Origin of the sequence: Yoonia sp. I 8.24 (assembly GCF_022096995.1) — a bacterium.
Classification (GTDB): Bacteria; Pseudomonadota; Alphaproteobacteria; order Rhodobacterales; family Rhodobacteraceae; genus Yoonia.
This window is the reverse complement of the sequence record NZ_JACXGQ010000007.1, coordinates 23,375-47,529: the sequence shown is the minus strand read 5'-3', so window position 1 is coordinate 47,529 and position 24,155 is coordinate 23,375. Positions and strand designations below refer to the sequence as shown.

At 54.5% G+C, this 24,155-nt stretch carries 24 protein-coding genes and 1 tRNA gene; 18 read left to right on the top strand and 7 right to left on the bottom strand.

The window, feature by feature from the left end; translation table 11 throughout:
• The first annotated feature begins 56 nt into the window (after positions 1 to 56).
• Both nrdR and ribD read left to right on the top strand, forming a co-directional pair.
• Complete coding sequence (gene nrdR, locus Yoon_RS14070; RefSeq protein ID WP_238113012.1) at positions 57 to 524, top strand: transcriptional regulator NrdR; 468 nt, start codon at positions 57 to 59, stop codon at positions 522 to 524.
• The gene (gene ribD / locus Yoon_RS14065) at positions 521 to 1,609 is read left to right on the top strand and encodes a bifunctional diaminohydroxyphosphoribosylaminopyrimidine deaminase/5-amino-6-(5-phosphoribosylamino)uracil reductase RibD (RefSeq protein WP_370642180.1); all 1,089 of its coding nucleotides are present in this window, start codon (positions 521 to 523) and stop codon (positions 1,607 to 1,609) included. The genes nrdR and ribD overlap by 4 nt, the downstream gene beginning before the upstream one ends.
• On the opposite strand, the gene Yoon_RS14060 is transcribed toward ribD, so the two are convergent.
• The gene (locus tag Yoon_RS14060; RefSeq protein WP_238113009.1) at positions 1,606 to 3,606 is read right to left on the bottom strand and encodes a capsular polysaccharide biosynthesis protein; all 2,001 of its coding nucleotides are present in this window, start codon (positions 3,604 to 3,606) and stop codon (positions 1,606 to 1,608) included. The genes ribD and Yoon_RS14060 overlap by 4 nt on opposite strands.
• A gap of 4 nt (positions 3,607 to 3,610) precedes the next feature.
• Entirely contained in the window at positions 3,611 to 4,882 is a 1,272-nt protein-coding gene (locus tag Yoon_RS14055; protein WP_238113235.1) for a capsule biosynthesis protein, read from the bottom strand.
• Between the two features lie 130 nt (positions 4,883 to 5,012).
• On the opposite strand from Yoon_RS14055, the gene Yoon_RS14050 reads away from it, so the two are divergent.
• From Yoon_RS14050 to nusB, 5 genes are all read left to right on the top strand, one after another.
• The gene (locus Yoon_RS14050) at positions 5,013 to 5,609 is read left to right on the top strand and encodes a riboflavin synthase (protein ID WP_238113008.1); all 597 of its coding nucleotides are present in this window, start codon (positions 5,013 to 5,015) and stop codon (positions 5,607 to 5,609) included.
• Positions 5,606 to 6,175, top strand: coding sequence for a hypothetical protein (locus Yoon_RS14045; protein WP_238113007.1), 570 nt, complete (start codon positions 5,606 to 5,608; stop codon positions 6,173 to 6,175). The genes Yoon_RS14050 and Yoon_RS14045 overlap by 4 nt, the downstream gene beginning before the upstream one ends.
• A gap of 115 nt (positions 6,176 to 6,290) precedes the next feature.
• Positions 6,291 to 7,421, top strand: a complete 1,131-nt coding sequence (gene ribB, locus Yoon_RS14040) for a 3,4-dihydroxy-2-butanone-4-phosphate synthase (RefSeq protein WP_238113006.1) — start codon at positions 6,291 to 6,293, stop codon at positions 7,419 to 7,421.
• Positions 7,421 to 7,960: a 6,7-dimethyl-8-ribityllumazine synthase gene (locus tag Yoon_RS14035; protein ID WP_238113005.1), complete on the top strand. Its 540-nt coding sequence runs from the start codon at positions 7,421 to 7,423 to the stop codon at positions 7,958 to 7,960. The genes ribB and Yoon_RS14035 overlap by 1 nt, the downstream gene beginning before the upstream one ends.
• The gene (nusB, locus tag Yoon_RS14030; RefSeq protein ID WP_238113004.1) at positions 7,957 to 8,424 is read left to right on the top strand and encodes a transcription antitermination factor NusB; all 468 of its coding nucleotides are present in this window, start codon (positions 7,957 to 7,959) and stop codon (positions 8,422 to 8,424) included. Before Yoon_RS14035 ends, nusB begins: the two co-directional genes overlap by 4 nt.
• Here nusB and Yoon_RS14025 read toward each other — a convergent pair.
• Together Yoon_RS14025 and Yoon_RS14020 are read right to left on the bottom strand one after the other, a co-directional pair.
• Positions 8,421 to 8,936, bottom strand: a complete 516-nt coding sequence (locus Yoon_RS14025; RefSeq protein WP_238113003.1) for a GNAT family N-acetyltransferase — start codon at positions 8,934 to 8,936, stop codon at positions 8,421 to 8,423. The genes nusB and Yoon_RS14025 overlap by 4 nt on opposite strands.
• A 312-nt stretch (positions 8,937 to 9,248) precedes the next feature.
• Entirely contained in the window at positions 9,249 to 9,395 is a 147-nt protein-coding gene (locus Yoon_RS14020; protein WP_181820758.1) for a hypothetical protein, read from the bottom strand.
• Between the two features lie 310 nt (positions 9,396 to 9,705).
• Here Yoon_RS14020 and Yoon_RS14015 point away from each other — a divergent pair, with 310 nt between their 5' ends.
• Positions 9,706 to 10,164: an MmcB family DNA repair protein gene (locus Yoon_RS14015; RefSeq protein WP_238113002.1), complete on the top strand. Its 459-nt coding sequence runs from the start codon at positions 9,706 to 9,708 to the stop codon at positions 10,162 to 10,164.
• On the opposite strand, the gene Yoon_RS14010 is transcribed toward Yoon_RS14015, so the two are convergent.
• Positions 10,151 to 10,342 carry a DUF6324 family protein gene (locus Yoon_RS14010; RefSeq protein WP_113775813.1) on the bottom strand — a complete coding sequence of 64 codons (192 nt, stop codon included), beginning with the start codon at positions 10,340 to 10,342 and terminating at the stop codon, positions 10,151 to 10,153. The two genes, Yoon_RS14015 and Yoon_RS14010, sit on opposite strands and share 14 nt — an antisense overlap.
• A 140-nt stretch (positions 10,343 to 10,482) precedes the next feature.
• Here Yoon_RS14010 and Yoon_RS14005 point away from each other — a divergent pair.
• A tRNA-His gene (locus Yoon_RS14005) sits at positions 10,483 to 10,559 on the top strand.
• Positions 10,560 to 10,862: 303 nt separating this feature from the next.
• On the opposite strand, the gene Yoon_RS14000 is transcribed toward Yoon_RS14005, so the two are convergent.
• On the bottom strand, positions 10,863 to 12,716 hold the full coding sequence (locus tag Yoon_RS14000) for a DUF4157 domain-containing protein (protein WP_238113000.1): 1,854 nt from the start codon (positions 12,714 to 12,716) through the stop codon (positions 10,863 to 10,865).
• A 343-nt stretch (positions 12,717 to 13,059) separates the two neighbouring features.
• On the opposite strand from Yoon_RS14000, the gene Yoon_RS18040 reads away from it, so the two are divergent.
• From Yoon_RS18040 to murD, 8 genes are all read left to right on the top strand, one after another.
• Positions 13,060 to 14,043 (top strand): sterol desaturase family protein, encoded by a 984-nt coding sequence (locus tag Yoon_RS18040; protein WP_238112998.1) that lies wholly within the window; start codon positions 13,060 to 13,062, stop codon positions 14,041 to 14,043.
• Between the two features lie 4 nt (positions 14,044 to 14,047).
• The gene (locus tag Yoon_RS13990; RefSeq protein WP_238112996.1) at positions 14,048 to 15,121 is read left to right on the top strand and encodes an acyltransferase; all 1,074 of its coding nucleotides are present in this window, start codon (positions 14,048 to 14,050) and stop codon (positions 15,119 to 15,121) included.
• Between the two features lie 256 nt (positions 15,122 to 15,377).
• Complete coding sequence (locus Yoon_RS13985; RefSeq protein ID WP_238112995.1) at positions 15,378 to 16,406, top strand: RluA family pseudouridine synthase; 1,029 nt, start codon at positions 15,378 to 15,380, stop codon at positions 16,404 to 16,406.
• A gap of 159 nt (positions 16,407 to 16,565) precedes the next feature.
• Positions 16,566 to 17,465: an RNA polymerase sigma factor RpoH gene (gene rpoH / locus Yoon_RS13980; RefSeq protein ID WP_113775703.1), complete on the top strand. Its 900-nt coding sequence runs from the start codon at positions 16,566 to 16,568 to the stop codon at positions 17,463 to 17,465.
• Positions 17,466 to 17,593: 128 nt separating this feature from the next.
• Positions 17,594 to 18,562, top strand: a complete 969-nt coding sequence (locus Yoon_RS13975; protein WP_238112993.1) for a Gfo/Idh/MocA family protein — start codon at positions 17,594 to 17,596, stop codon at positions 18,560 to 18,562.
• 9 nt (positions 18,563 to 18,571) lie between these two features.
• The gene (locus Yoon_RS13970; RefSeq protein WP_238112991.1) at positions 18,572 to 18,850 is read left to right on the top strand and encodes a DUF4389 domain-containing protein; all 279 of its coding nucleotides are present in this window, start codon (positions 18,572 to 18,574) and stop codon (positions 18,848 to 18,850) included.
• A complete protein-coding gene (locus Yoon_RS13965) occupies positions 18,843 to 19,850 on the top strand; it encodes an alpha/beta hydrolase (protein ID WP_238112989.1) in 1,008 nt (335 codons plus the stop codon). Before Yoon_RS13970 ends, Yoon_RS13965 begins: the two co-directional genes overlap by 8 nt.
• Before the next feature lie 100 nt (positions 19,851 to 19,950).
• Positions 19,951 to 21,348, top strand: a complete 1,398-nt coding sequence (gene murD, locus Yoon_RS13960; protein WP_238112987.1) for a UDP-N-acetylmuramoyl-L-alanine--D-glutamate ligase — start codon at positions 19,951 to 19,953, stop codon at positions 21,346 to 21,348.
• An 18-nt stretch (positions 21,349 to 21,366) separates the two neighbouring features.
• Here the strand turns inward: murD and Yoon_RS13955 are convergent, their stop codons facing one another.
• Positions 21,367 to 22,545: an NAD(P)/FAD-dependent oxidoreductase gene (locus tag Yoon_RS13955; protein WP_238112985.1), complete on the bottom strand. Its 1,179-nt coding sequence runs from the start codon at positions 22,543 to 22,545 to the stop codon at positions 21,367 to 21,369.
• 152 nt (positions 22,546 to 22,697) lie between these two features.
• On the opposite strand from Yoon_RS13955, the gene Yoon_RS13950 reads away from it, so the two are divergent.
• Positions 22,698 to 24,080, top strand: coding sequence for a cellulose binding domain-containing protein (locus Yoon_RS13950; protein ID WP_238112984.1), 1,383 nt, complete (start codon positions 22,698 to 22,700; stop codon positions 24,078 to 24,080).
• Positions 24,081 to 24,155 lie beyond the last annotated feature (75 nt).

The following is a 24,155-nucleotide window of genomic DNA, read 5'->3' as shown; positions in this document are numbered from 1 at the left end:
AGTGCCTGTGGATAACTTGGGGGTGTGCCCCCATCGCTAGCTGATGAGGACCGGATATGCGTTGCCCTTTTTGCGGAAATGTTGACACTCAAGTCAAAGATTCACGCCCTGCCGAAGATCATTCTGCAATCCGGCGGCGGCGTTTGTGCCCAGCCTGCGGCGGACGTTTTACGACCTATGAACGTGTGCAGCTGCGTGATCTGGTGGTAATAAAAACCAATGGTCGTCGCGAAGATTTTGATCGACCAAAGCTAGAACGTTCCATCCGCATTGCTCTTCAAAAACGACCCGTTGAACCTGATCGTATGGATCAGATGATCAGCGGGATCGTGCGCCGGTTGGAAAGCATGGGCGAAACCGATATCCCGTCAGGTACCATCGGTGAAATCGTGATGGAAAGCCTCGCGCGGATCGATACCGTGGCCTATGTGCGTTTTGCGAGCGTTTATAAGAATTTCCAAGCGGCGGATGATTTTGACAAGTTCGTCAGTGAGCTGCGCCCTAGCGACCCTGAAAAAGAGTGACCTTAAAATCTGACGAAAGATTTATGGCGCTGGCCCTGAATTTGGGACGGCGCGGGATGGGCCGCGTTTGGCCGAACCCTGCGGTGGGCTGTGTCATTGTCCGCGACGGTGTGATTGTCGGGCGCGGTCGCACCGCAGATGGCGGACGCCCGCACGCAGAGCCGGTCGCCTTGGCGCAAGCGGGGGAGGCCGCGCGTGGTGCCACGGTCTATGTCACGTTGGAACCCTGTGCGCATCACGGTAAAACCCCGCCCTGCGCTGCGGCGTTGATCGCGGCGGGAGTTGGCCGCGTAGTGATCGCTTTGGGGGATCCTGATCCGCGCGTAGCTGGCCGAGGCGTCGAAATGCTGCGCGCAGCGGGGATTGCGGTGACAACCGATGTTTTGGCTGATCAAGCACGGGCCGATCACGCGGGTTTTTTATTACGTATTGTTGAAAACCGTCCCTTTGTGACGCTCAAGCTTGCGGGGACGCTGGATGGGCGAATTGCGACCGCGACCGGTGAAAGCCAATGGATTACAGGGCCTGAGGCCCGCCGCGCCGTACATATGATGCGTGCGCGTCATGATGCGGTGATGGTTGGTGCAGGCACGGTGCGGGCCGATGATCCGACCTTGACAGTGCGCGGTTTGGGCATTGACCGCCAACCCGTGCGGGTGGTGGTGTCACGCGGCATGAAGATCAGCGCAGATTGCCATTTGGCACAATCCGCACATGAGACACCGGTGTGGCTATGCCACGGGAAAACCAGCGATGCCTCTGCATGGGTGGAAAAGGGGGCGGTCAGCCTTCCGTGCGACGTTTCTGCCGGGCAGGTCGACCCCGCTGCGGCGATGACAGCCCTTGCAGAAAAGGGTATAACCCGCGTTTTTTGCGAGGGGGGCGGAATGTTGGCCGCGTCGCTTTTATCAGCGGGGCTGGTAGATCGCTTGGTCGTGTTTACCGCAGGCATGGCGATGGGGGCAGAAGGCACACCGTCGCTGGCCGCGATGGGAGTCGATCGTTTGAATCATGCCCCGCGCTTTGCGTTAGAGCAGGTGCAGCCCTTGGGCGGTGACATCATACATAGCTGGCGGCGGGTTTAGCGCCTGCGCCAAAGGTGCGCGGAGCTTGCGAACATGCCTTGCAGTTTTGCAAGGCTACGGTTCATCTTGCCGGGCGCGGGCAAATCGTTGTTTTCAAGCCTGTCGACAACAACTTCGACCGGGCAAGGCAGCCCGGTGATCGGATCAAAATAGCGTGGATAGGCGATGAGCGTGGCATGGGCGAGCGCGACGATATCGACCCGTGCATGGCGGCGCGGGATTGGTAAGGCCCGATCATCGGTCAGCCCCCAACCCGCATAAAACGGCATGCCCAAACAGGTGACTTTTTTGCCGCGCAGCAGGGCCTCAAACCCCAAAAGTGAGGTCAGGGTCCAAACCTCTTCGACGTGATCAAGCGCCGCAATCGGATCTGCGTCGGCAAGAATGATATCGGCCCATTGCAACGCGCCGGGCACTGCGCCGGGGCGCAGCCCTGCTTCGACATCTGGGTGGGGTTTATAGGCGATGATCGCCGCTGGGTTTGCGGCGCGTGCGGCTTGTAGCAGGCCTTGATTGGTGGTGACATCTGTGCAGCCCAACCGGATAGAGGCATCATCTTCGACCTGTCCGGGCACGAGAATGCGGCGCCCTTTTGGCATGTCGATCGGGGCTTGTTTTGACAGATTATATTTCGACAGACCCGCATGAAGGATACGCGAGATCAAAGCCGCCGCCCTTGCGCGCTCATCTTCGCGTAAATCTGCCGCGCTATTGATCAAGTTTTCAAGCCCGCTAGGTCGCGTCGCGTCATAATATATGCCGATTTCATCTAACACGAGGCTGAGCGGCGCGATCAAATCAGCGCCCAATCCCCGGGATCGCAAAAAACCGTCTTCGACCAATGTCGCGTCGGTGGCGCCTGTGTTGGCCCAACGCATCAATTGACGGTTAGACTTGTCCGCGCGTTTCGCAGCAGATTTGCCTTTGGCGAAGATTACGCGCTTTTGCGCGCCAAACAGTTTTTGCAGTGGCGCGCGTTTCCACAGGCGCATGTCGGCGGCGACCCACCCTTTGTGATCGTCGCGCCACGCGTGCGCTGACGCGGCCAAGGTCGCTGCGGCCTCTTCAAAGCTGCACAACCGGTCATGAAATGGGTCGTACCACTTGGGATAGATTAGCATTGCCCCAGCAAATAGCTGCGCGCGCGTCAGTTTGCGTTGCCTACGTTGTAACGGCTTGCGGTCATCAGACAGCCCCCATCCCATGTAGAACGGTTGGCCAAAGACCACAGGTTTATGCCCGGCGAGTATTGCCTCAAACCCAAGTTGCGATGTCACCGTATAGACTGCAATCGCCCCTTCAAGCAGCGCCCAAGGTGATAGCGGCGCATCGCAAAGCTGAATGCGGCTATCGCAGTCTTTTTCGGAAAAATACCCACCCCGGTGTCCGGCGACGGTTTCAGGGTGGGTTTTGATGATGACGCGCGCGCCCGGATGTTCGGTTAATGCGAAAAACAGCATCTCCCGGAACGTGTTGCTATCTGCGCCACTGGCCTTGATTGATGCATCCTTGCGGGTTTGATCGACAACAAGAACATAGCCGGGATCCGGCACAGGCAGCGCGGGGTCGAAAGCGTTGTATTTAGACAGATGCCCTGATTTGAGCGTTTCTATTCCCGCGCGGGCACGGTTCAAAAGTGCGGTGTTATCAAGCGGATTTTCTGTCAGGATCGTTTCAAGGTCAGATGGGGTGTTTGGATCAAAATGCACGCCGCGCATGTCGATATTTAGACCAATCGGCGCGTCGCCATCACGGCCCAACCCGACCGACCGCAAAAACGAATCCTCGATTCTGACGATATCCGCCTCTTTGTGATCAGCGACTGCCTCGCCGCGCGGCGCGGTGGGGCTGTGCCCCCAAACGCCGACTAAATCGCCTGCGCCGGGCACGCCAAGGCGGATATCATACCCAGCCAATTCGACAATGCGGCGCACCCGCCCTTTGGTCAAAAGCCCGCCATTATAGACATAGAGGTTCTTGCGGACGGGCGCGGGCATCAGCTTAGCTTACAACCTTGAAAGTTGAACTGGATGGAACCTGCGTGCTTGCATAGGGTCCAGTGGTACTGAGCATTTTATCGACGAGCTGACGTTTCAGCTGGCGGCGGCCCTTGGTCGCATAGAAACCGCCTGGGATCTGCGAGGTTTGCAGTAGGAATTGGCGATAATGGCGATAGGCATCTGCGTCGGGTCGCGTTGGATTTGCGAAAAATGCAGGCAGGTGTTGGTCCGATACAAACTCAGGTTTGGAATAAACTGCCGTGCCAAAGGCGCGCAGCGGTATGCCGCGCCAAAGTGCTTGCTGTCCGGCCGTGGAATTCACGGTGACGGCGCTGTGCGCTTGGGCCAAGAGCCCCGCAAGCTTACCGCCGCGCACATAATGCACCCGGTCCGCGATCCCTTTGGCGTTTGCCAGCTCACGGATCATTTTGCGTAACGGGGATTGCCCATTCTCTAACGGATGTGCTTTAAAAACCAGATGGTGATGCGCCGGCCCCCCGCGCACAAACCCGTCAATCACAAGCGTCAAAAATGCCTGCATATCGTCAAAAGAGGAATGCGCGCGAAAGCTGGCGTCATGTTCAAGCTGCAACAGCGCGATGTGGAAGGGGTAGCCAGCTTTCTTGATTTTATGGGTGGCATAGATTCGGCTGAGCGCGAGAAATGGCATCAGGCACAAGCGTTTTGAATATAAGAGCGCCTCGCGGTGAATGGGGAGCGCGCGGTGGGGTTTGAACTGCGGATAACCACGGTTCCAGAACATTACAAACCAGTGGTAAAGCGCCCCGTAGAAAATATGTTGGCGCATATCACCCCAATGGGATGGCGGGGTTGGGATATCGGTCGTGCCCGCGGCGAGCCTTTCGCGCATCTCTGCGACTTGCAATCCCATCAATTCTGAATGCCCGTTTGATCCGCCGCGTTCATAGGTAACCCAATAAGGGCGCAGGTACCCTTCTTCAAAGACATGGACACGGATACCTGCGGTCTTAGCTGCCGAAACGGCCTGCGCATGGATCGGGCGGGTGTCGCCATAGATGACGATATCGGTGATTGCGCGGCTGTGCAAAATCTCTTGCAGTCGATCCGGCCAGTCTGCAGGCGCCCCCCGATAGGGGATATAGTTGGGCATACGCCCCCAAAACACACGGTCGCCTGCGTTAAATCCTACGCGGTGCACATCCGCGCCTGCCGCGCGCAACATGGCTGCAAGCTGTGCAAAGAACGGCCCGTGTGGCCCCTGAAGAAACAAAAAGTTGTGCTGCGTATTCATCATCTACGTCTATAGCGGCTCGGATGCGTCGAGGTAAGCGCTTAACCGTAAACATATGATTATGCGCAGTTGCTTGCGCGGGCAGGCGACACGGGCTAGGTCAAAAGGGCTATCAAAGAAGGACGCGCGCATGTTTACAGGGATTGTCACAGATATCGGCGAGGTGATCACGCTTGAACAGCGCGGCGATCTGCGCGCGCGGATTGCGACTGGGTATGATATTGGCGGGATTGATATCGGGGCCTCTATCGCTTGCAACGGCGTGTGCCTGACGGTGATTGCGCTGGGCGCTGAACCGCGCAACTGGTTTGATATCGAAATCTCAGCCGAGACCGTGGGCGCAACCAATGTTGGCAACTGGGCGGTGGGAAAGCGGCTGAACCTTGAACGCGCGCTAAAGGTCGGGGATGAGCTTGGCGGGCACATTGTGTCGGGCCATGTGGACGGGGTCGCGCAGGTGATCGCGATGCATGATGAAGGTGACAGCACCCGGGTGACATTCCGTGCGCCCGAAGGGCTCGCCAAATTTATTGCGCCAAAAGGATCGGTTGCGTTGAACGGGACCTCATTGACGGTAAATGAAGTGTCAGGTGCAGAGTTTGGGGTCAACTTTATCCCGCATACAAAGACCGCAACGACCTGGGGCGAGGTCGGGGTGGGGGACATGATCAACATCGAGATCGACACAATGGCGCGCTACGTGGCGCGGTTGCAGGAATTCGCGTGATCGCGGGGATCGGACATAATTCCGGGCGGGTGATCGCGCCGGGCCACAGCTGGCGCAAACATGTCTGGACCAAGGCGCGCAAGCAACTGATGCCGACGCTGCCGCTCGAGGTTATTCGCACGCGCGTGCGGCGTGCCGCGCAGCTTGGTCTGCCATACAAGACATATGCGGGTATTCGCGCAAGTTCGGGCGACGATGTGATTGGCTTTATGTTTTCAAACAATGCGTTGCGGGTTTTGCGTGCAGGGCAGGTGATGTCGGTTGAACGGGCGGATAAGTTGGATGCTTTGACCGGTGTGCAGCGCATCGGTTTGGCACATACGCCGGTACCAGTGCCCCATTTGGCGGCACTTCCTCAGATCGATGACGCCTACCGTGCGCCAAGGTTTGCCGATAGCTGGTCTTCTGTGCGGGATCAGTTCGGCGCTATTGCACGCGATACGCGTACCCCTTCCGGTCGCGTCATCTTAGTTGGCGATACGGCATTTGAACGCGAGTGGGTCGAAACCGGGAAAATGGCCGCGTATTTGCCCGCGGATGTTTATTTCGCGCAGGCGGTGGATTGAAATCCACCCTACGAGGCGGAGATCGTAACGTCGTAGGGTGGATCTTGATCCACCACCCTTTTCAAAGGACGGCAGCTGGTCTATCTGCGAGAAGACTTATTTTTCGGGGATCCGCATGAGCCAGAATTTCGAAACGCCCGGTCCAGTCGAACAAGATTGGGCCGATGCGATCAGCAAGATTGAAGACATCATCGAAGATGCGCGCAATGGGCGTATGTTCGTTTTGGTGGATCATGAAGATCGCGAAAACGAAGGTGATTTGGTGATCCCAGCGCAAATGGCAACGCCCGACGCGATCAACTTTATGGCCACACATGGGCGCGGGTTGATTTGTTTAACCTTGCCGGGCGCGCGGATTGATGCGCTGGGCCTGCCTTTGATGGCGTCGCATAATTCATCGCGCCATGAAACGGCCTTTACCGTCAGTATCGAAGCCCGCGAAGGCGTCAGTACCGGGATTTCGGCACATGATCGCGCGCGGACCGTGGCTACGGCCATCGATGCCAACAAAGGTGCTGCCGATATTGCCACCCCCGGTCACGTGTTTCCGCTGCGCGCGCGCGACGGTGGCGTTTTGGTCCGGGCCGGCCATACCGAAGCCGCCGTTGATATTTCGCGCCTTGCGGGGCTCAATCCATCAGGCGTGATTTGTGAGATCATGAAAGATGACGGCGAAATGGCGCGCTTACCTGATCTGATCTCATTTGCGCAGCTGCACGGGCTAAAGATCGGGACGATCAGCGATTTGATTGCTTACCGTCGCCGCCACGATAATCTGGTACGCGTCCGTGAGACCAGCCAGATTCAGTCCGAATTTGGCGGCGATTGGGAAATGCGGATTTACACTGATGAAACCCAAGGGGCGGAACATATTGCGTTGGTCAAAGGGGACATTACCACCGATGATCCCGTGCTGGTACGGATGCATGCGTTAGATCCAATGTTGGATGTGATTGGCACCGGGCCCAAGGGGCGACGCAATGAATTTGGCGACGCAATGCAAGCAATCGCGGATGAGGGGCGCGGGGCGCTCGTGTTGCTGCGTGATTTGCATATGCAGGTCGACCCTGATGCCGAGGCCTCGCCCAAGACTTTGCGTCAATATGGATTGGGCGCGCAAATCCTAAGTTCGCTTGGTTTGCATAAAATTGAGTTGCTTACCAATTCGCCGATGCCAAAAGTCGTGGGGCTTGATGCCTATGGGCTTGAAATCATCGGCACACGCAAAATTTCGGAGATCGGATAATGGCCGGACCGTCCCACTACATCATGCCTTTGCCAGCGTTTGAGAAACCCGTCAAAATCCTGATCGTCGCTTCGCCCTATTATAAAGACATCTCTGATAATCAGATCGCAGGTGCTAAGGCCGAGGTTGAAAAAGCCGGTGCAACTTGGGATATCGTCGAAGTTCCCGGCGCGCTTGAAATCCCAACCGCCATTGGGATCGCCGAACGCATGTCCAACTTTGACGGCTACGTCGCGCTGGGCTGTGTGATCCGGGGAGAAACGACCCATTATGACACCGTCTGCAATGACAGCTCGCGTGCGATTCAATTGCTCGGCCTGCAAGGTGTTTGCATTGGCAATGGCATCTTGACCGTCGAAAACCGCACGCAAGCCGAAGTACGCGCCGATCCTGCGCAGATGAATAAAGGTGGCGGTGCGGCCGCTGCGGCCTTGCACCTTGTCGCGCTCGCCCGTAAGTGGGGCCAATCCGAAAAACCGGTGGGCTTTACCCAAGAAATATTGCTCGCGGGTCAAACAGACGGCAAAACAAACGCATGACCATTTCGAACAACCAACGTCGCAAAATGAAATCCGCCGCTCGGCTCTATGCTGTGCAGGCGCTATTCCAGATGGAGGCTTCTGGGCAGACCGTCGATCAGGTCATGCGCGAATTCGAAGACCACCGCTTTGGTGCGACCTATGACGACGTTGAAATGATCGAAGGCGATCTGGCTACGTTTCGCAGCTTGATGGACGGTGCCGTAAATGAACAAGCGGCGATTGACCAAATGACAGACCGTGCGCTGGTCGCCAAATGGCCGATTGCGCGTATTGACCCGACATGGCGGGCGTTGTTTCGCGCCGCCGGGGCAGAGTTGAAAAAGGGCGACACCCCGCCCAAAGTCGTGATCAGCGAATTTGTCGCCGTATCAGAGGCGTTTTCACATGACGGCAAAGAGCCGAAATTTGTGAATGCTGTGCTTGATCACATGGCGCGCGAGGCACAGCCGGAGAAATTCTAACCGGGTTTTGTGATCTCGTAATAGGCGCAAATTTCATCGTAATGGACTTGGATGTTGACATAGTGCATTCCTAATCGCTTCATCACCCGTTGCGAGGCCGCATTTTCTGGGATCGCGACCGCGCAAATGTAGGGCACGCCAATTTGGTTGAAACCAAAATTCATCGCTGCTTGCCCGGCTTCTGTTGCATAGCCATTGCCATGATACTCTGTCATCAACCGCCAACCAATTTCTAGCGGGGCATCTTCTTTATGCGCGAGGTTCTGTAGACATGCCGCGCCAATAGCCACATCTGTATCTTTCAAAAACACCGTCCACCAACCGTACCCAAGTGTAGCCCAGCGGGTCTGCACCTTTTGGATACCCTCTTTGGTTTGTTCACGTGTTTGTACACCGCCCAGAAACCGCATTACATCAGGATCAGAGTTCATCGCAAACAATGCATCAGCATGCGCAGGCGCAAAAGGCTCCAGTCTAAGCCGCTCGGTTGTTACAATTTGCGTATTGGACATAGGTGCAACTTCTCTGGTGATATTGGCATCGGCCGCAGCCTGGAACCTAGGCGCAATGTCGGGCTTTGGGAAGCCTATGCATCAACAAGTGAGGGAAGGTGGCGGGAACCGCGGCAGCCGTTGGGATAACTAATCCTGAGGACCTGTATGTACAGGTGGGTGCCAGGTAAACTGACCAGGGTCAGAACAGAGCCAGCCCCCGAGGATTTGCTTAAGGCCGCTGGATTTGTACCCGTGATAACGAGGAGCGCAGAAGCCCGCCGCGTTTACAGGTAGGGGGGATTATGGAGTAGGGCAAGTAGGGGAGGGAGATTATTCTTTGACATCGCCTTTGATCAGCCAGCCGTTCGGGCCAACCATCTCAATCGGTGCGTAAGCCAAAAGTACGCGTTCCGCCAAGCCAACCATGATCAACGCCATTGATACTTCGTAAACAGTGATTCCGCTGAACAATGACATGAAAGGCTCCTATTAATCTGTGGTTATATATTTGCCCAAGAACTGGTCGAAATCGTGACGCTGAGGGGTCTAAATTAGAGATTACCCTAGGTCACTTGCCTTATTTCAGTCACGATGTGCGCTGCGCTTTCGGTTGTTTGATTGGCGAAAACTTGCTTAGTTATTGTGACGTAACGATAAAATACGTTTTGATGCGAATTCGCCAGCAAATGCCGTGTTTTTATAGGGATTGTTAACCTTCGCGGCGTCCGATTCTCATTGGCGTAGCTTAAGGATTGATTTTTGTTCACTTATTGTTCACCCTTGCGGCATGAACACAGAAGACAAGCCTTGCAAGTATATGCCGGGACAAATGCTGGCACGCGGTGTTGCACGGCATTTGCGCAGCTATGACTTTGTAAGCGTGTTGGAATTGGTGCCCGCGTCAGGTTTGCGCGTCGATGTTATGGCGCTGGGGCCAAAGGGGGAGATATGGATCGTTGAATGCAAATCCAGCCGCGCGGATTTCATGAATGATAAAAAATGGCAGGGGTATCTTGCATATTGCGACCGGTATTTTTGGGCGGTTGATACAGATTTCCAGACTGACCTCTTGCCAGATGGCACTGGGGTAATCATCGCAGATGGATACGGCGCAGAAATTATTCGCATGGGGCCTGAGGCCAAGCTTGCGTCAGCGCGTCGCAAGGTCATGATACAAAAATTTGCCCGCCACGCCGCCACGCGGGCACAGGCGGCGCAGGATCCGGGATTTGTCAGCGCGTTTTGATCGCGCGGGCTGCGATGACGGCGGCGCGAATTTCTTCGGCAATCTCTTCAGCTTCTTCAGGTTCAAAATCCATCGGGATTTCCGTGCCGCCCGCCTCGATAAAAATGCGTACCATTCCGTGATCAGTTGGTCCGATTTGCATATTCGCTTCGATGTCGCGTTCGCTGTTAATACCCATGACGTTTCCTTTATTGCTGAGGTTTCCTACAAGGGGGCGGGCGCTATTGGCAAGGGTGTCGTGCGACGGAGCGCTTTGTTACGGGTTTTCTGAACGAGGGTCTTGCATTCGCGCGCACCTGCCGCTAAATCACGCGCAATGCCGCCTTAGCTCAGTTGGTTAGAGCACTGGTTTGTGGAACCAGGGGTCCCCCGTTCAAGCCGGGGAGGCGGTACCACTCTCACGTTAAGTAGTCTTTGGTGTGAAGCGACGGTCAAATTTGACCTTACCTATATCTACGTCCCGAAGATGGAAAACCGGACTTTCGCGAAGAATACTGCGAACCTTTCAAATGAGCCCGAAACAACCGATGCCGCACGAGGCACGAAGGCCTTCTGTTGGGTTTCGCGGGATGCGAGGTGTTTGGGCAGCGGACGGAGCGACGCAAATGAATACTGATCGATGAGGCCGCAAAAATCCTGTGACTACAGATATGAAAGCAACTTAAACGCGCGCCCGAAAACGCGACGGAAATCCCCGATCATTTTATATATCGCGACTGAATTCCAATCATGTCCGCGATACCAGCGTGCATAACCTGTTCGGCCAAATCTGGATTTCGCGTAATTACGTCGATTGAATGCATGATAACCGCCTCAACTTCCGCCCTGAACGCATGTCGCAGGTCATCTGCCTCCGGAGCAGGTAGTGATCCGTTCCTTTCGCGAAGATTGATGTTTTGCTCAATCTCGGCAGCCATGCCGCCAAAGACGCGCCCGGGCAAATCCCTTGGGGCTGTATCGCGTGCAATCGTCGACACAGCGTCTTCTGCGTCCTCTACCGTGACGGCAGGTTGATCGGTGTCTGAAGTCACGGATGCTGTGTCTGAAGTCACGGATGCTGTGTCTAGTGGCGCCTCTACATCGTCATGGACACTGTCTGGAGCAACTGTAGGGGTGCCGTCGACCTGTCCGTTCTGGTTGTCTGGCTGCTGGTCGTCCTGCGATTTCCCCGGATAATTATAGGCGCCGGCGGCCTGCACGCCGCTGCGAGCCGCTTTTGAGCCCCCAACTATAGCGGTCATGGCGCCACCCGCGACTGTCATGCCTTTAGCGACGGTCCCCGTTGCTTCTGCAGCACTGCCAATTACGTCGAGACCGATGCTACCGACCAGAACAGCTTCTACAAATTGCAGCAGCGACGAAAGTGACATCAGGCCTTTGCGCAGCGGCGGGTGTTTCGAACCTTCGCCCATATAGTCGGTAATCGCTGTCAGGAGAGCCCGCAGTGCTTTGACGGCACCGAAGGCAATCGCTTTGGGGTTTCCGGCCAGGGCACCACCCGTGATCGCAAGGATCGCCTCAAGCGCGCGCATCGCGTCAATCGCTTTTAAACTTGCAGGGTCTACGTCTATTTCTTTGCCTGCGGTGTCTTTTTGGGGCCACAACAGAATGCCACGCGAAATTTTGAGACCGCCGACCAAGGAAGCCATAAACCCTGGCAGGATTCCAATCCCCGACGTCAGAACCATCGAGCCTATTCCGGCGGCTACAGTTAGTAGACCTTCGCCAATCAGAAGTATGCTCGTGAGTTTTCGTGCCGATGGCATGCTGAACAGTTGCATCGGTGCTTTGGCGAATTGGGTGACCACCATTTGGTTGCCCGCGCGGACCGCGCCGTGCTGTATCTGCCGTCGTTGGAGCATTGGCCCCCAATGGGTGTAGTCGGCGGCAGGCATCGTCATGGTTTGAATGGTCGGATCATAGGCTACGGGCTGCGAATGATAGGCATGTAGGCCAATCAGCTGTGCAGCCTGCGTATTTTTTCCGGCGCCAAGCGCACTGAGGGATGTGCCGGTGCGGAGCTGCGCAGCTCTGCCCCCCATAACATCCGCCTCTTTTTCAAGTCCGGGATCATCATTCAGGGCAATGCCCTGTAACTGCAGCGTTGGTTTTACGCGCCCTTGTGCTTGCTGAACCACATGCCACGCCTCATGAGGCAGATGTTGTTCTTGCCCCGGTCCAAGGTGAATGTCGCTACCTTGCGCATAAGCATATGCTTGCACCGTTGCGGGTTTGGCAGAGTTCCGGTGAACGCGCACATGATCCATCGACATTCCCGACAAATCTTCAATCCCGGCTTTCAGATCATCGGGCAGACCAGTGTCGTGGGTGCGATCCCGTGACACCTGATTACCTGCCAAATGACCCATTGGCGCAACGTCAGATAACCGTTGGACCGGCGCAGATCCATCCGCCATGCTCTGCAGTGCGGACAAACTATTTGCGCGCAGGCTGCCATCGGCGGCTTGCTGCAATACAGACTGGGTTGGCTGCGAATTACGCTGGCCAACGGCATAGTGCGGTTTGCGACTTATATGTCTGTCGATGCCCATTCAATCCTCAACACTGTGAAGGCCACAACTTTTAGTAGCATAGGATGTCTCGGACTACCTATATAATTTCGGGCTAATCATAGCCTTTCCTGGAAAAGCAGCTGCTGATGTCAGAAACATCAACGGCAGGTTTGTCCCGCATACCCGAACTTTGTCCTGATTGCGCTAGCGTCTGGTCTTCGGCAACGACCTTTAACAACCACCGGGGTTTTGGGGAGATGTTTGGTCAGTTTGAAACCGTATAGGTGAAATGCCCGAACAGAGGCAGCGCTGTTTGAAGTCCTCTTTTTGACACAATTATCTGATTTTTTGAAGAGAATATAAGTCAAAACATGAGTTTAAAGTGGATTTCTTCCAAAACTTCTTTTCATTGATGCTTGCGACCTTTTTCGGGTTAAATTCTCGGCTGGCAATCATGTACCTAGCAATAACCGTACTGATCGTGGCTGTCCTATGGGTCGTTCGCGGCCGTTCGACAAGTTTTGTAGAATATTTGCTTCCCAAAGAGGTCTACCTTCACAAATCGAACCTCGTTGATATCAAAGTTTTCTTTTTTAACATGGTCTTGACTGCAAGCGGGGTCTTTGTTGCGCTGACGATGATACCAACGGTCACAGCGACGGTTCTTAACTGGCTGTTATTATTAACGAATGGAATTACGGCTCCCGAAGATCCTACATTTGGGAAACTGCTCGCTGCGACTGTGATCATGATTTTGACGCTCGATTTTTGCAAATACTGGGCGCATCGCTTACATCATGAAACATCAATTCTATGGCCATTTCATGCCCTTCATCACTCTGCCGAAGTGATGACGCCTTTGACTGCAACTAGAAACCACCCGGTATTTTTGATCGTGCGCGGTGCGATTTATTCAATTGTGGTAGGCATAGTGCAGGCCCTGATTTTGTTTCTCATTATAGGAAAAATTGAAGTACTTACGATTGGAACTGTGAACGCCGGATATTTTATCTTTAATGTCTTAGGTTCAAATCTACGCCACAGCCACGTTTGGCTGAGTTATGGGCGCGTCCTAGAGCATGTTTTCATTTCTCCGGCTCAACATCATATTCACCACTCGATCGAGCTGAAACATTACAATAAAAACTATGGCGAAGTCTTTGCGATTTGGGATCTGATCTTCGGGACCTTATACGTTCCGAAAACATACGAAAAACTGTCATTTGGGCTATCTGACATGAACGGAGAGCGCATAGAACAGCCTTATCCAAATCTGCGTTCAGCGTTGCTGCATCCATTTATTGACAGCTGGCAAGCACTTTGGGCAGGGACATCACGCGATCCAGACGTCGAAAAGCCGCAATAAGACGATGACACCCGGGCTTTCTATATGGCTTGACGTTCTGCGCGTTTGGGCGACGCTTATTGTTGTTATCTCACATATCGCTTACCCGCGTTTTACCCGCGGCGACTACATCATAATCCGCGAGCTCAACTTGGGCAGTGATAGCGTTATCGTTTTTTTCGTGCTTTCGGGCCTTGTGATCGCATATGCGGCTGAGCGTGACAAAAAGCTATCGACTTACAGCTTTAACCGCGCCACGCGGCTGCTATCGGCGCTTTTGCCCGCATTATTGCTGACATTCATGCTTGATCAAGCCGGTAAGGTTATCGGCCCGCAAGCTTACACCAGCTTTTATAATTCTACATCAATGACTGAGTTCATGTTGCGCGGTCTCACGATGTCGAATGAATGGAACATCTTGCAGCGTATTAGACTAGGGAGCAACGGCCCCCTATGGTCTTTAAGTTATGAAGCTGCTTACTACATCCTTTTTGCATTGGTCTTCTTTTTGACTGGTATGCGTCGGATAGCGCTGGTTTTACTTTGCGGATGGATGGTTGGGCCGCGTATTTTGCTCTTGATGCCCGCTTGGATGATGGGCGTTTGCCTTTGGAATTGGTTGGCCTCAGGTGGCGCTCAAAGGCTTTCCCAAAGCAGAGCAAGGCTATTCGCATTTGGCGCGCCTCTTGCCTATATCGTCTGCCAATTCGCCAATGTGCCAGATATGTTAGCTGACTTTACTGCGATAACTTTTTCTCCCTTCCTCGATCGCCGTTTGCTTGGTTTTTCAGACGAATTTGTCTGGAATGGGGTGATTGGCGGTTTGGCGAGTATACACATCATGGGCATGGCGCGGCTTTTGATGGCCTATAAGGGGCATCATCCTCAGATCCGGTGGTGGGCTGGGGCTACTTTTTCAATTTATGTGACACACTATCCTATCTTGCATTTCATTGATGCTGTTATCGTAGCCGAAACAGTCTGGCGCGACCTATTATTTTTGGTTGTCTCTGTGGGCTTTGGATTGATATTCGCGGCGCTATTTGAACGTCCGATAAGACGATTTCGCGCTGTGATCGCAAGTCGCATTCCACGGTGACCAAGCCCTGAAAACCTACACTGCGACAGACGACCGTATTGGAAACGCTTTCTGAAAACACAAGTTGGGCCCATTTTTAGATGGCTGCCGTTTGTTGATTGAGCCCGGAAAAATAGCGACGCTGGCTCGAAATGCGCGACGCCCTACATTTGAACGACGCCCAGCAGACTTGCTATTTGTTGGCCAATCCCGCAAACCCCAAAACCTAATCCGCCAGTACTTTGGCGCCCGAATTCTTTGCGAAAGCCGACTTGCTATGTCTGAAGTGATTTCCTTTGTGATCCAAGCGGCCCCGCCGCCGCGGTTGGACAAGGCTTTGGGGCGTGATGTGCCGGAAGATGCATCGCTTAGCCGGTCACGCTTGGCTAAGCTGATCGAAAAGGGGGCAGTCACAGTTGATAGCGTTGTCATTACAGACCCGCGTCATCGTGTGACTGAGGGCGCGCAGATTGCTGTGACGGTCGAGGTCGCCCAAGATAGCCATATCGTGGGCGAGGACATCCCGCTTGAGGTCGTTTTTGAAGATGATGATCTGATTGTCGTCAATAAACCCAGTGGCATGGTCGTGCACCCCGCGCCCGGCACACCCGGCGGCACGCTGGTGAATGCGCTGATCCATCATTGTGGTGACAGCCTATCGGGTGTCGGCGGGATGAAACGCCCCGGTGTTGTGCACCGCATTGATAAAGAGACCACCGGGCTGCTGGTTGCGGCGAAATCTGACCGCGCGCATCACCATTTGGCCGCGCAGTTCGCCGCCCACACGGTTGAACGCCGTTATCTGGCCATATGTTACGGTGTCCCAGACGCCAATGATCCACGCCTGCGCGGCATCAAGGGCACCTCGTTTGAGCCGGGCAATATCCTGAAGGTCCAGACCTTCCTGGGGCGTCATAAAACGGACCGCCAGCGCCAAGCTGTCTCATTCACGACAGGGCGCCATGCGGTCACGCGGTCGCGCATTTTACAGCCGCTGGGTATGCCGCCCTGTGCAGCACTGATTGAATGCTGGCTGGAAACGGGGCGCACCCATCAGATTCGCGTGCATATGGCGCATTGTGGGCACTCATTGATCGGCGACCCAGTTTATGGCGGGCGACGTAAATTGTCACCAAAGGCGGTCGGCGAACAGGGTGTTGCAGCGGTGTCTGCGTTTTCGAGACAAGCGTTGCACGCGGCGACGTTGGGTTTCACCCACCCCGTCACAGATGAATTCATGGAATTTGAGGCGGCATTGCCTGATGATATGCAGGGTTTACTGCGCGATTTGGGTGGTGAGGTCTGAAATATTCGATCCCATGTGCGTGAACGCACAGCATTTCCCCTCGCGCTGCTGAACTGCTCGGTTCATATTGAATTTACGAAAAGTTAGTATTTAGCCTTGAAACGCAATGTTAGCGTCACCATATCCATGTTAAGCCTTTAAACATAGGAGGGCACGACAGTGAGCAACTATAAGAATTTACCAGCACCAACCCCAGAGGGTGGTCTGAACCGTTATATGCAAGATATCCGCAAGTTCCCGATGCTGGAGCCTGAGGAAGAATACATGCTGGCCAAGCGCTGGGTGGATCATGAAGACACCGATGCGGCGCATAAGATGGTCACATCGCACCTGCGGCTCGCCGCAAAAATCGCGATGGGCTACCGGGGCTACGGGCTTCCGCAGGCCGAAGTGATCTCGGAAGCGAACGTGGGCTTGATGCAGGCCGTAAAACGGTTTGATCCTGAAAAAGGATTCCGTCTGGCGACCTATGCCATGTGGTGGATCCGTGCATCGATCCAAGAATACATCCTGCGGTCATGGTCGCTGGTGAAACTTGGCACGACTTCGGCGCAGAAAAAGCTGTTCTTTAACCTGCGCAAGGCAAAGAACCGGATTGGCGCGCTGGAAGAGGGCGATTTGCGCCCTGAAAACGTGGCCCGCATTGCCAATGATCTTGGCGTGACCGAAACCGAAGTCATTTCGATGAACCGCCGGATGTCTGGCGGGGATGCGTCGCTGAACGCGCAGGTCGGTTCTGACGGCGAAGGCACGATGCAATGGCAGGACTGGCTCGAGGATGAGAGCGCGAATACTGCTGGCGATTACGAAGAGCACGATGAAATGGACGTGCGCCGCGCGCTTTTGGCTGAAGCCATGGACGTCTTGAATGACCGTGAAAAGGACATTCTCGTGCAGCGCCGTCTTTCTGATGAAACCGTCACGCTTGAAGATCTCAGCGGCCAATATAACGTGAGCCGTGAACGCATTCGCCAGATTGAAGTGCGCGCTTTCGAAAAGCTGCAAGAAAAGATGCAGGAATTGGCCAAAGAAAAGGGCATGTTGACGCCGGCTGCGTAATTGGCCGCTCCAACACCCAGGCAAAAACCCGTCAGAATAAGTCTGGCGGGTTTTTGTTTTCGTGGCGCATCATGTTTCCCTTTGTTCAATTTTAGCGCTAACATCCCGTCGAAATGGGAGAGAATGAAATGACACCACTGCGTTGGGGCGTTCTAGGCGCTGCGAATTTTGCGTTAAACCACATGGCACCTGCAATTCATGCCGCGCGTGGGGCTGAATTTGCGGCGCTGGCCACATCAAACCCCGATAAGGCCACACCGTTCCAAGCCTTCGCGCCGGGGCTTCGCGTGCATCATGACTATGATGCTTTGCTTGCTGACCCAGCGATTGATGCGGTCTATATCCCACTGCCCAATCACCTGCATGTGGCATGGGCGATCAAGGCGTTGGAGGCGGGTAAACATGTGTTGTGCGAAAAACCCATCGCCCTGCAAGATTCCGATTTTGATGCGTTGATTGCTGCGCGCGATCAATCCGGAAAACTCGCGGCAGAGGCATTTATGATCGTGCATCACCCGCAGTTCGCGCGCGCACGCGCATTGGTGCAGGGTGGCGCGATCGGCGCATTGAAACATGTCGATGCGGTATTTTCATATTTCAACGATGACGCAGAAAATATCCGAAATCAGGCAAAAGCAGGCGGCGGGGGGCTGCGCGATATCGGCGTTTATACGTTTGGTGCCGCGCGCTATGTTACTGGGGTAGAGCCCGAGGCCGTGCCCTATGCAAAACTGGTGCTTGAGAACGATGTCGATGTTTTTGCCCAAGTGGCTGCTGATTTTCCGGGCTTTACCTATTCGGCCGTGGTTTCAATGCGCCTGTATAACCGTCAAAACATCACGTTCCACGGGGATGCAGGTGTTTTGCAGCTGACTTGCCCATTTAACGCAAATGTCTTTGATCAAGCGACCCTGCAGCTGGAAACGGATGCAGGCACCGTGGTCACCGAACGGTTTGCTGGCGTGAACCAATATGTGTCGCAGGTCGAAAATTTCTGCAAAGCGGCACAATCAGGCAGTAATTATCTGTGCCCTCTTGAATTTTCGCGCGGAACGCAAAAGATGGTGGATATGGTTTTCGCCGCTGGCGACAGATAGGAGATCGGCATGGCCGAAGAAGACAACACCGAAGCCGAATCTGACTTTGAAAGCTTATGGATGCGCTTGATCCACATGGTGATCATCGCGGTGATGATGAGCATGGCCAGCACCCTGCTTGGGCTACTGACTGTCGCGCAGTTCATCATCATGGCAATGAAAAAACGTGAGCCGAATGATCAGCTTGCCGAAATTGGCACGACGATGGGTGTCTGGATGGCCAAAGCCGCCCGTTATCAAGTTGCGGCTAGTGAAGTGAAACCTTGGCCATGGACTGAACTTGACTAGGCGGGTTTTGCGCGGCGTTCTCGCTGCGGCCAGTTTGGTTTCGCTGTTGGGGTGCGCGCATCCCTACAGCATCACCGTATCACCGGGAGAGCCGGGATCAACCACGCAGACGGTATTCGTCGCGACCCAACAAAGGGTATCAAACTCAAAAGAAGAGGAGTACGCCGACCGTATAGCAGCTTTGCACTATGCACAGGTTGATGTTGCGATCCCGCCCGATCACAAGGTTGGTCGTATTGAAAATATTTATGATCCAACCCGTGGATTTACGATGGCAAGTTATCAAGCCCAAGCGCATGATGGATTTGTAAATGCGCTTGCTGCCGGACCGGGCGACGAAATTGTAATCTACGTCCACGGGTATAATACAACCACGACTGAGGCGATGTTCCGGTTTGCGCAGATGGGGCATGATTTCGCGTTCAACAATACGCAGGCGCTTTTTTCGTGGGATTCGGCTGGCGTGCCTGCGGGATATGTTTACGACCGCGATAGCGTGCTGTTTGCACGCGATGATTTTGCCGATTTTCTAACGGCGATTTCACGAGCCTCTGATAAATCGATCACGATTGTTGCGCATTCTTTGGGGGCGCATCTGACGATGGAGACGATGCGCCAGCTTTCAATAGCACAAAACACCCGCGTTCTGGGCGATATCGGGACTGTGGTGTTGCTTTCTCCTGACATTGATCCAGACATCTTTCGCAGGCAAGTCGGGGTGATTGGTGATCGCGACAACCCCTATGTTATTTTGACCAATAGCTCAGATCAGGCGCTTGCGCTGTCGTCGCTGTTGATCGGTGGGCGTTCCAAAGTCGGGCAACTGGGCGTTTCTGACGATATTGCGGAATTGGGCACTGTGATTATCGACTTAACAAGTATGAGCTCGCTCGCGCATATGGGGCATATGGTGGCCGCCTCTTCGCCAAGCGCGATCAGCTTATTGCGCCAACTTGGTGAAGCCAGTGGACTGGCGGAGAGTGGACTGGTCTTAGATTAGTTTTGAGAATGCCTATAAAGCGGGGCAAGCGCGCTTTGCTCTCTTGCGCGGGCCATGCCGCACGGGGCAATGTCGCAACGAATATTGAAGTGAGGCATCGATGATTCCAGTTCAGGGCTACGCAAATAAAACCCTTGCCGTTTTGGGGTTGGGGCGATCTGGTCGCGCGGCGGCAGCCGCGCTTATGGCAGGTGGCGCAGATGTGGTGGTTTGGGACGACAGTGTTCCTGCGCGTGAAAGTGCGCAAGAGGCCGGGCTGGAAATCCGCGATTTGACCAAGACGGGCGCATTTGACGGGATTGCCAAGCTGATCGTTAGCCCCGGCATTCCGCATCTTTATCCGCAGCCAAATGCAGCGATTGCGGCGGCATGGGACGCCGCTGTGCCTGTCGACAATGATATCGGTTTGTTTTTTCAATCCTTTGCGACGTCCGAATGGGATAATTTTGATGTGGCCCCGCGTATTGTTGCGGTCACCGGGTCGAACGGAAAATCGACAACTTCTGCTTTGATCCATCATATTTTGGTTGAAAACGGGCGCCCCGCGCAATTGGCAGGGAACATCGGGCGCGGAGTGCTTGATATTGACCCCGCGCACGATGGCGAAGTTGTCGTGCTGGAGCTCTCATCCTATCAAACAGACCTTGCGCGATCATTGACCCCGGATGTCGCTGTGTTCACAAACTTGTCGCCTGATCATTTGGATCGGCACGCGGGGCTGGGCGGATACTTTGCAGCCAAACGTCGCCTCTTTGCCGAAGGGGGACCAGATCGCGCAATTATCGGCGTGGACGAGGCCGAGGGCCGCTATCTGGCCAATCAACTGATTGAAGGCGCCGGTGATGACCGTGTGATCCAGATTTCATCTGGCCGCAAACTGTCCCAAGGTTGGTGTGTTTTCGCGCGAAAGGGGTTTTTGGCTGAAATGCGCAAGGGCCGACAGGTTGGCGCAATCGATCTGCGCGATATTGCCGGGCTACCCGGCGCGCATAATCATCAAAACGCCTGTGCAGCTTATGCGGTGTGTCGCAGCCTTGGGCTTGGCCCCAAAGGGATCGAAGCGGCGATGCGCAGCTATCCCGGTCTACCGCACCGGTCGCAATTGGTCGCGGATCATAACGGCGTGCGCTATGTGAACGATAGTAAGGCAACCAACGTCGATAGTGCGGCTAAGGCGTTGCAGGCTTTCACAAATATCCGTTGGATTTGCGGTGGGCTGCAAAAAGAGGGTGGCTTGGATGCGGTGCTGCCACATCTCAGCAACGTCGCCAAAGCCTATGTGATCGGGCGCGAGGCCGCTGATTTTGCGCGCCAGCTTGAGGGCGCCGCGACACAGGTGTGCAACACGATGGAAGCTGCGGTTGCACAGGCTGTCAAAGATGCGCAGCCGGGCGACGTGGTTTTGCTGGCCCCGGCAGCGGCTTCGTTTGATCAATACGATAGTTTTGAAAAACGCGGTGACGACTTTATTGTCTGTGTGAACGCAGCGACAGCGTGAGGTGGATCAAGATCCACCCTACGTGTTGGCGATGGCTTGCCCTGCAGCCCAACCTGATGACCACGCCCATTGGAAATTATAGCCCCCAAGCCAGCCTGTGACGTCAACACACTCGCCAATAAAATAGAGACCCGGAACCGATTTCGCGCCCATCGTTTTGGACGAGAGCGCATCTGTGTCGACGCCCCCCAATGTGACCTCGGCGGTGCGATACCCTTCGGTGCCCGATGGGGTTAGTATCCAGGCGGTGATTTGATCGGTAATTTCTTGCAAACGGGCGTCGCTTTGATCCGCGATATTGCCTGTCAGTTGCAGATCGGCGTTCAAAAAATCTACCAATCGTGCGGGCAAATATTGCCCCATTACCGTGGTCAGTGCTTTGCGCCCTTGGTCTTGTCGCGCTGCTTTTAAAAAATCCAGCAATCCGGATGTAGGGTCGAGGTTCACGTTGATTGTATTGCCTGCGTGCCAGTAAGACGAGGCTTGTAGAATAGCCGGGCCGGACAGCCCGCGATGGGTGAACAACAATGCCTCGTCGAACGCCGGGCCATGCGCGCTGATCCGCGCGGGCAGGGCGACGCCTGCAAGTGGCTTGAAGCGATCTTCGCCAAAGGTGAACGGCACTAGCCCCGCGCGGGTTTCTACGACGGGAAGGTCAAACTGCGCGGCGATTTGATAGGCAAAACCTGTTGCCCCCATCTTGGGAATAGACTTCCCGCCGCAAGCCACCACGAGGTTCTTTGCAATCACCTCCGTGATCTTTCCTTCGCGCATCAGGGTCGCGCGAAAATTGGTGCCGTCATGGCGAATATTGTCGACCGACGTTTGCAACCAAAGCTGTGCGCCCGCTTTGTCCATTTCCGATCGCAGCATCGTGACAATGTCCTTGGCTGTATCGTCGCAAAACAACTGACCCAAGGTCTTTTCATGCCAAGCGATCCGGTAGCTGTCGACCAAGGCGATAAAGTCCCACTGGGTATAACGCTTCAGCGCGGACTTGCAGAAATGCGGGTTTTGGCTGATGAAATTGGCAGGGCCAGCGTCCATATTCGTGAAATTACAGCGCCCCCCGCCTGAAATACGGATTTTCTCGCCGGCGGATTTGGCATGATCGATCACCAATGTGCCGGGCCCCGCATGGGCCGCGCACATCATGCCAGCGGCACCCGCCCCAATGATCAGTGTGTTGATATCCATAAATTGCATGTGCCGTGGAACGCTGTCGCATGCAAGTGCTGGGAAGGTATTCGTTTTTGGGTTGCGTGCTGGTCGGGTCAAGCTATCTTGAGGTTGAGTGTGAATTAGTGATCCAACGTTATTTATCTAAACAATTTTTTAGGAGAAAAATAATGATTTCAGCAACATCTGACACCGCAACCATTGACGTGAGCGCGGTGAATAGCTGGGGGGGCGGTTTCGTCGCGAATGTGACCGTAAATGCGGTGCAAACGATCAACGGTTGGGTGTACGCATTCACATTTGAGGGCGAAATCTCTAATATCTGGAATGCGCAGATTATCTCTCATGTTGGGAATACATATACTGTGCAGGCGATGGGATATAACGCAAATTTGGCTGCCGGAGCCAGCGCGAGCTTTGGTTTTGTTGGTTTGGGCACGTTTGACAGTATCGTACCAGTTTCAATTAATGACGATATATTCGGCGGCGACGCAGGCCTTTCAAATCTTGTTCTGGATGGAATTTCGATTGATGATGCGTCGTTGGACCATGATCAAACAGGTACGATCGTCGCGACCGTGAATTCAAATGGTGCGACTGACGCGGAAGCATCGACGCTTTCTTTGGTTGTTGCCACATCTCCCGACTTTGACGCGGTAACCGAAGTGCTCGGAACCCAAGTCTTGACCGCGCTGGCAACAGGAACACAGCAAAACGTTTCGTTCGATCTGGAGGCCGCCGATCTTGACCCTGGCACGTATTGGGTTGCTATCGTTGCCGATCCTTCGGATGTTTTGGAAGAAGAAAACGAAACAGATAACCTGACGCAGTGGATTGAAGTGACCGTAAGCGCGCCTCCGGCATTTACCGAAGGTGACGACGTCTGGACGGGGGATGCGATAGGGACTGTCGGGGATATGCTGGCTGGCGATGATATTGCGATTGCACTTGCAGGCGCGAATGATCAAATCGATGGCGGCGCAGGCTTTGATACATTGGATTTGTCGGGTTTTTACCAAGGCGTCAGCGCGTTGCCTGATGGCACTTCGGTTGTTGTCGGGGCCGTAGACGCGGACAGTGTCGATTCCGTTTGGACAAATTTTGAGAGCGTCATTGGGTCTAGCGCTGCGGATGTTTTGATGTTTGCGGATACGACAGTGCGCGACATTGATGCGGGCGGTGGTGACGATCTGGTGCTCGGGTCTTCGGGGAATGATACGATAGACGCGGGCACGGGCAACGATCAAATTTCGGGCTGGGCTGGCGACGATGTGATTACCACCGGAACAGGTCACGATGTTATTTTCCTCGTCGAAACTGACGAAGGTCATGACACCGTGACGGATTTTGATTTCACGATGGACCTTTTGTATCTCAACACGCGGGGCGACCTCGACTACGACCCGTTTGATGACATGGTGCAGACCGCCGATGGGGTTTTGTTGACACAGTCAAATACCGCAAGTGTTCTGCTATCAGGGGTATCTTTGGACGACCTAAACGCGGATAATTTCATTCTGGATCCCTACTATGGTGATTTGTTGGTCGGGTAAGTCTGCAAAAAAAACAAGTGATTACAAAGAAACGCGGCCCTACATGAAGTCATCAGTAGGGCCGTAAACAATTTC

Excerpts from the sequence above, each read along its gene's own strand:
- nrdR (WP_238113012.1), top strand. The coding sequence starts at position 57 with ATGCGTTGCCCTTTTTGCGGAAATGTTGACACTCAAGTCAAAGATTCA.
- Yoon_RS14060 (WP_238113009.1), bottom strand. The coding sequence starts at position 3,606 with ATGCCCGCGCCCGTCCGCAAGAACCTCTATGTCTATAATGGCGGGCTT.
- Yoon_RS14055 (WP_238113235.1), bottom strand. The coding sequence starts at position 4,882 with ATGAATACGCAGCACAACTTTTTGTTTCTTCAGGGGCCACACGGGCCG.
- Yoon_RS14050 (WP_238113008.1), top strand. The coding sequence starts at position 5,013 with ATGTTTACAGGGATTGTCACAGATATCGGCGAGGTGATCACGCTTGAA.
- ribB (WP_238113006.1), top strand. The coding sequence starts at position 6,291 with ATGAGCCAGAATTTCGAAACGCCCGGTCCAGTCGAACAAGATTGGGCC.
- Yoon_RS14035 (WP_238113005.1), top strand. The coding sequence starts at position 7,421 with ATGGCCGGACCGTCCCACTACATCATGCCTTTGCCAGCGTTTGAGAAA.
- nusB (WP_238113004.1), top strand. The coding sequence starts at position 7,957 with ATGACCATTTCGAACAACCAACGTCGCAAAATGAAATCCGCCGCTCGG.
- Yoon_RS14025 (WP_238113003.1), bottom strand. The coding sequence starts at position 8,936 with ATGTCCAATACGCAAATTGTAACAACCGAGCGGCTTAGACTGGAGCCT.
- Yoon_RS14020 (WP_181820758.1), bottom strand. The coding sequence starts at position 9,395 with ATGTCATTGTTCAGCGGAATCACTGTTTACGAAGTATCAATGGCGTTG.
- Yoon_RS14015 (WP_238113002.1), top strand. The coding sequence starts at position 9,706 with ATGAACACAGAAGACAAGCCTTGCAAGTATATGCCGGGACAAATGCTG.
- Yoon_RS14010 (WP_113775813.1), bottom strand. The coding sequence starts at position 10,342 with ATGGGTATTAACAGCGAACGCGACATCGAAGCGAATATGCAAATCGGA.
- Yoon_RS14000 (WP_238113000.1), bottom strand. The coding sequence starts at position 12,716 with ATGGGCATCGACAGACATATAAGTCGCAAACCGCACTATGCCGTTGGC.
- Yoon_RS13990 (WP_238112996.1), top strand. The coding sequence starts at position 14,048 with ATGACACCCGGGCTTTCTATATGGCTTGACGTTCTGCGCGTTTGGGCG.
- Yoon_RS13985 (WP_238112995.1), top strand. The coding sequence starts at position 15,378 with ATGTCTGAAGTGATTTCCTTTGTGATCCAAGCGGCCCCGCCGCCGCGG.
- Yoon_RS13975 (WP_238112993.1), top strand. The coding sequence starts at position 17,594 with ATGACACCACTGCGTTGGGGCGTTCTAGGCGCTGCGAATTTTGCGTTA.
- Yoon_RS13970 (WP_238112991.1), top strand. The coding sequence starts at position 18,572 with ATGGCCGAAGAAGACAACACCGAAGCCGAATCTGACTTTGAAAGCTTA.
- murD (WP_238112987.1), top strand. The coding sequence starts at position 19,951 with ATGATTCCAGTTCAGGGCTACGCAAATAAAACCCTTGCCGTTTTGGGG.
- Yoon_RS13955 (WP_238112985.1), bottom strand. The coding sequence starts at position 22,545 with ATGGATATCAACACACTGATCATTGGGGCGGGTGCCGCTGGCATGATG.
- Yoon_RS13950 (WP_238112984.1), top strand. The coding sequence starts at position 22,698 with ATGATTTCAGCAACATCTGACACCGCAACCATTGACGTGAGCGCGGTG.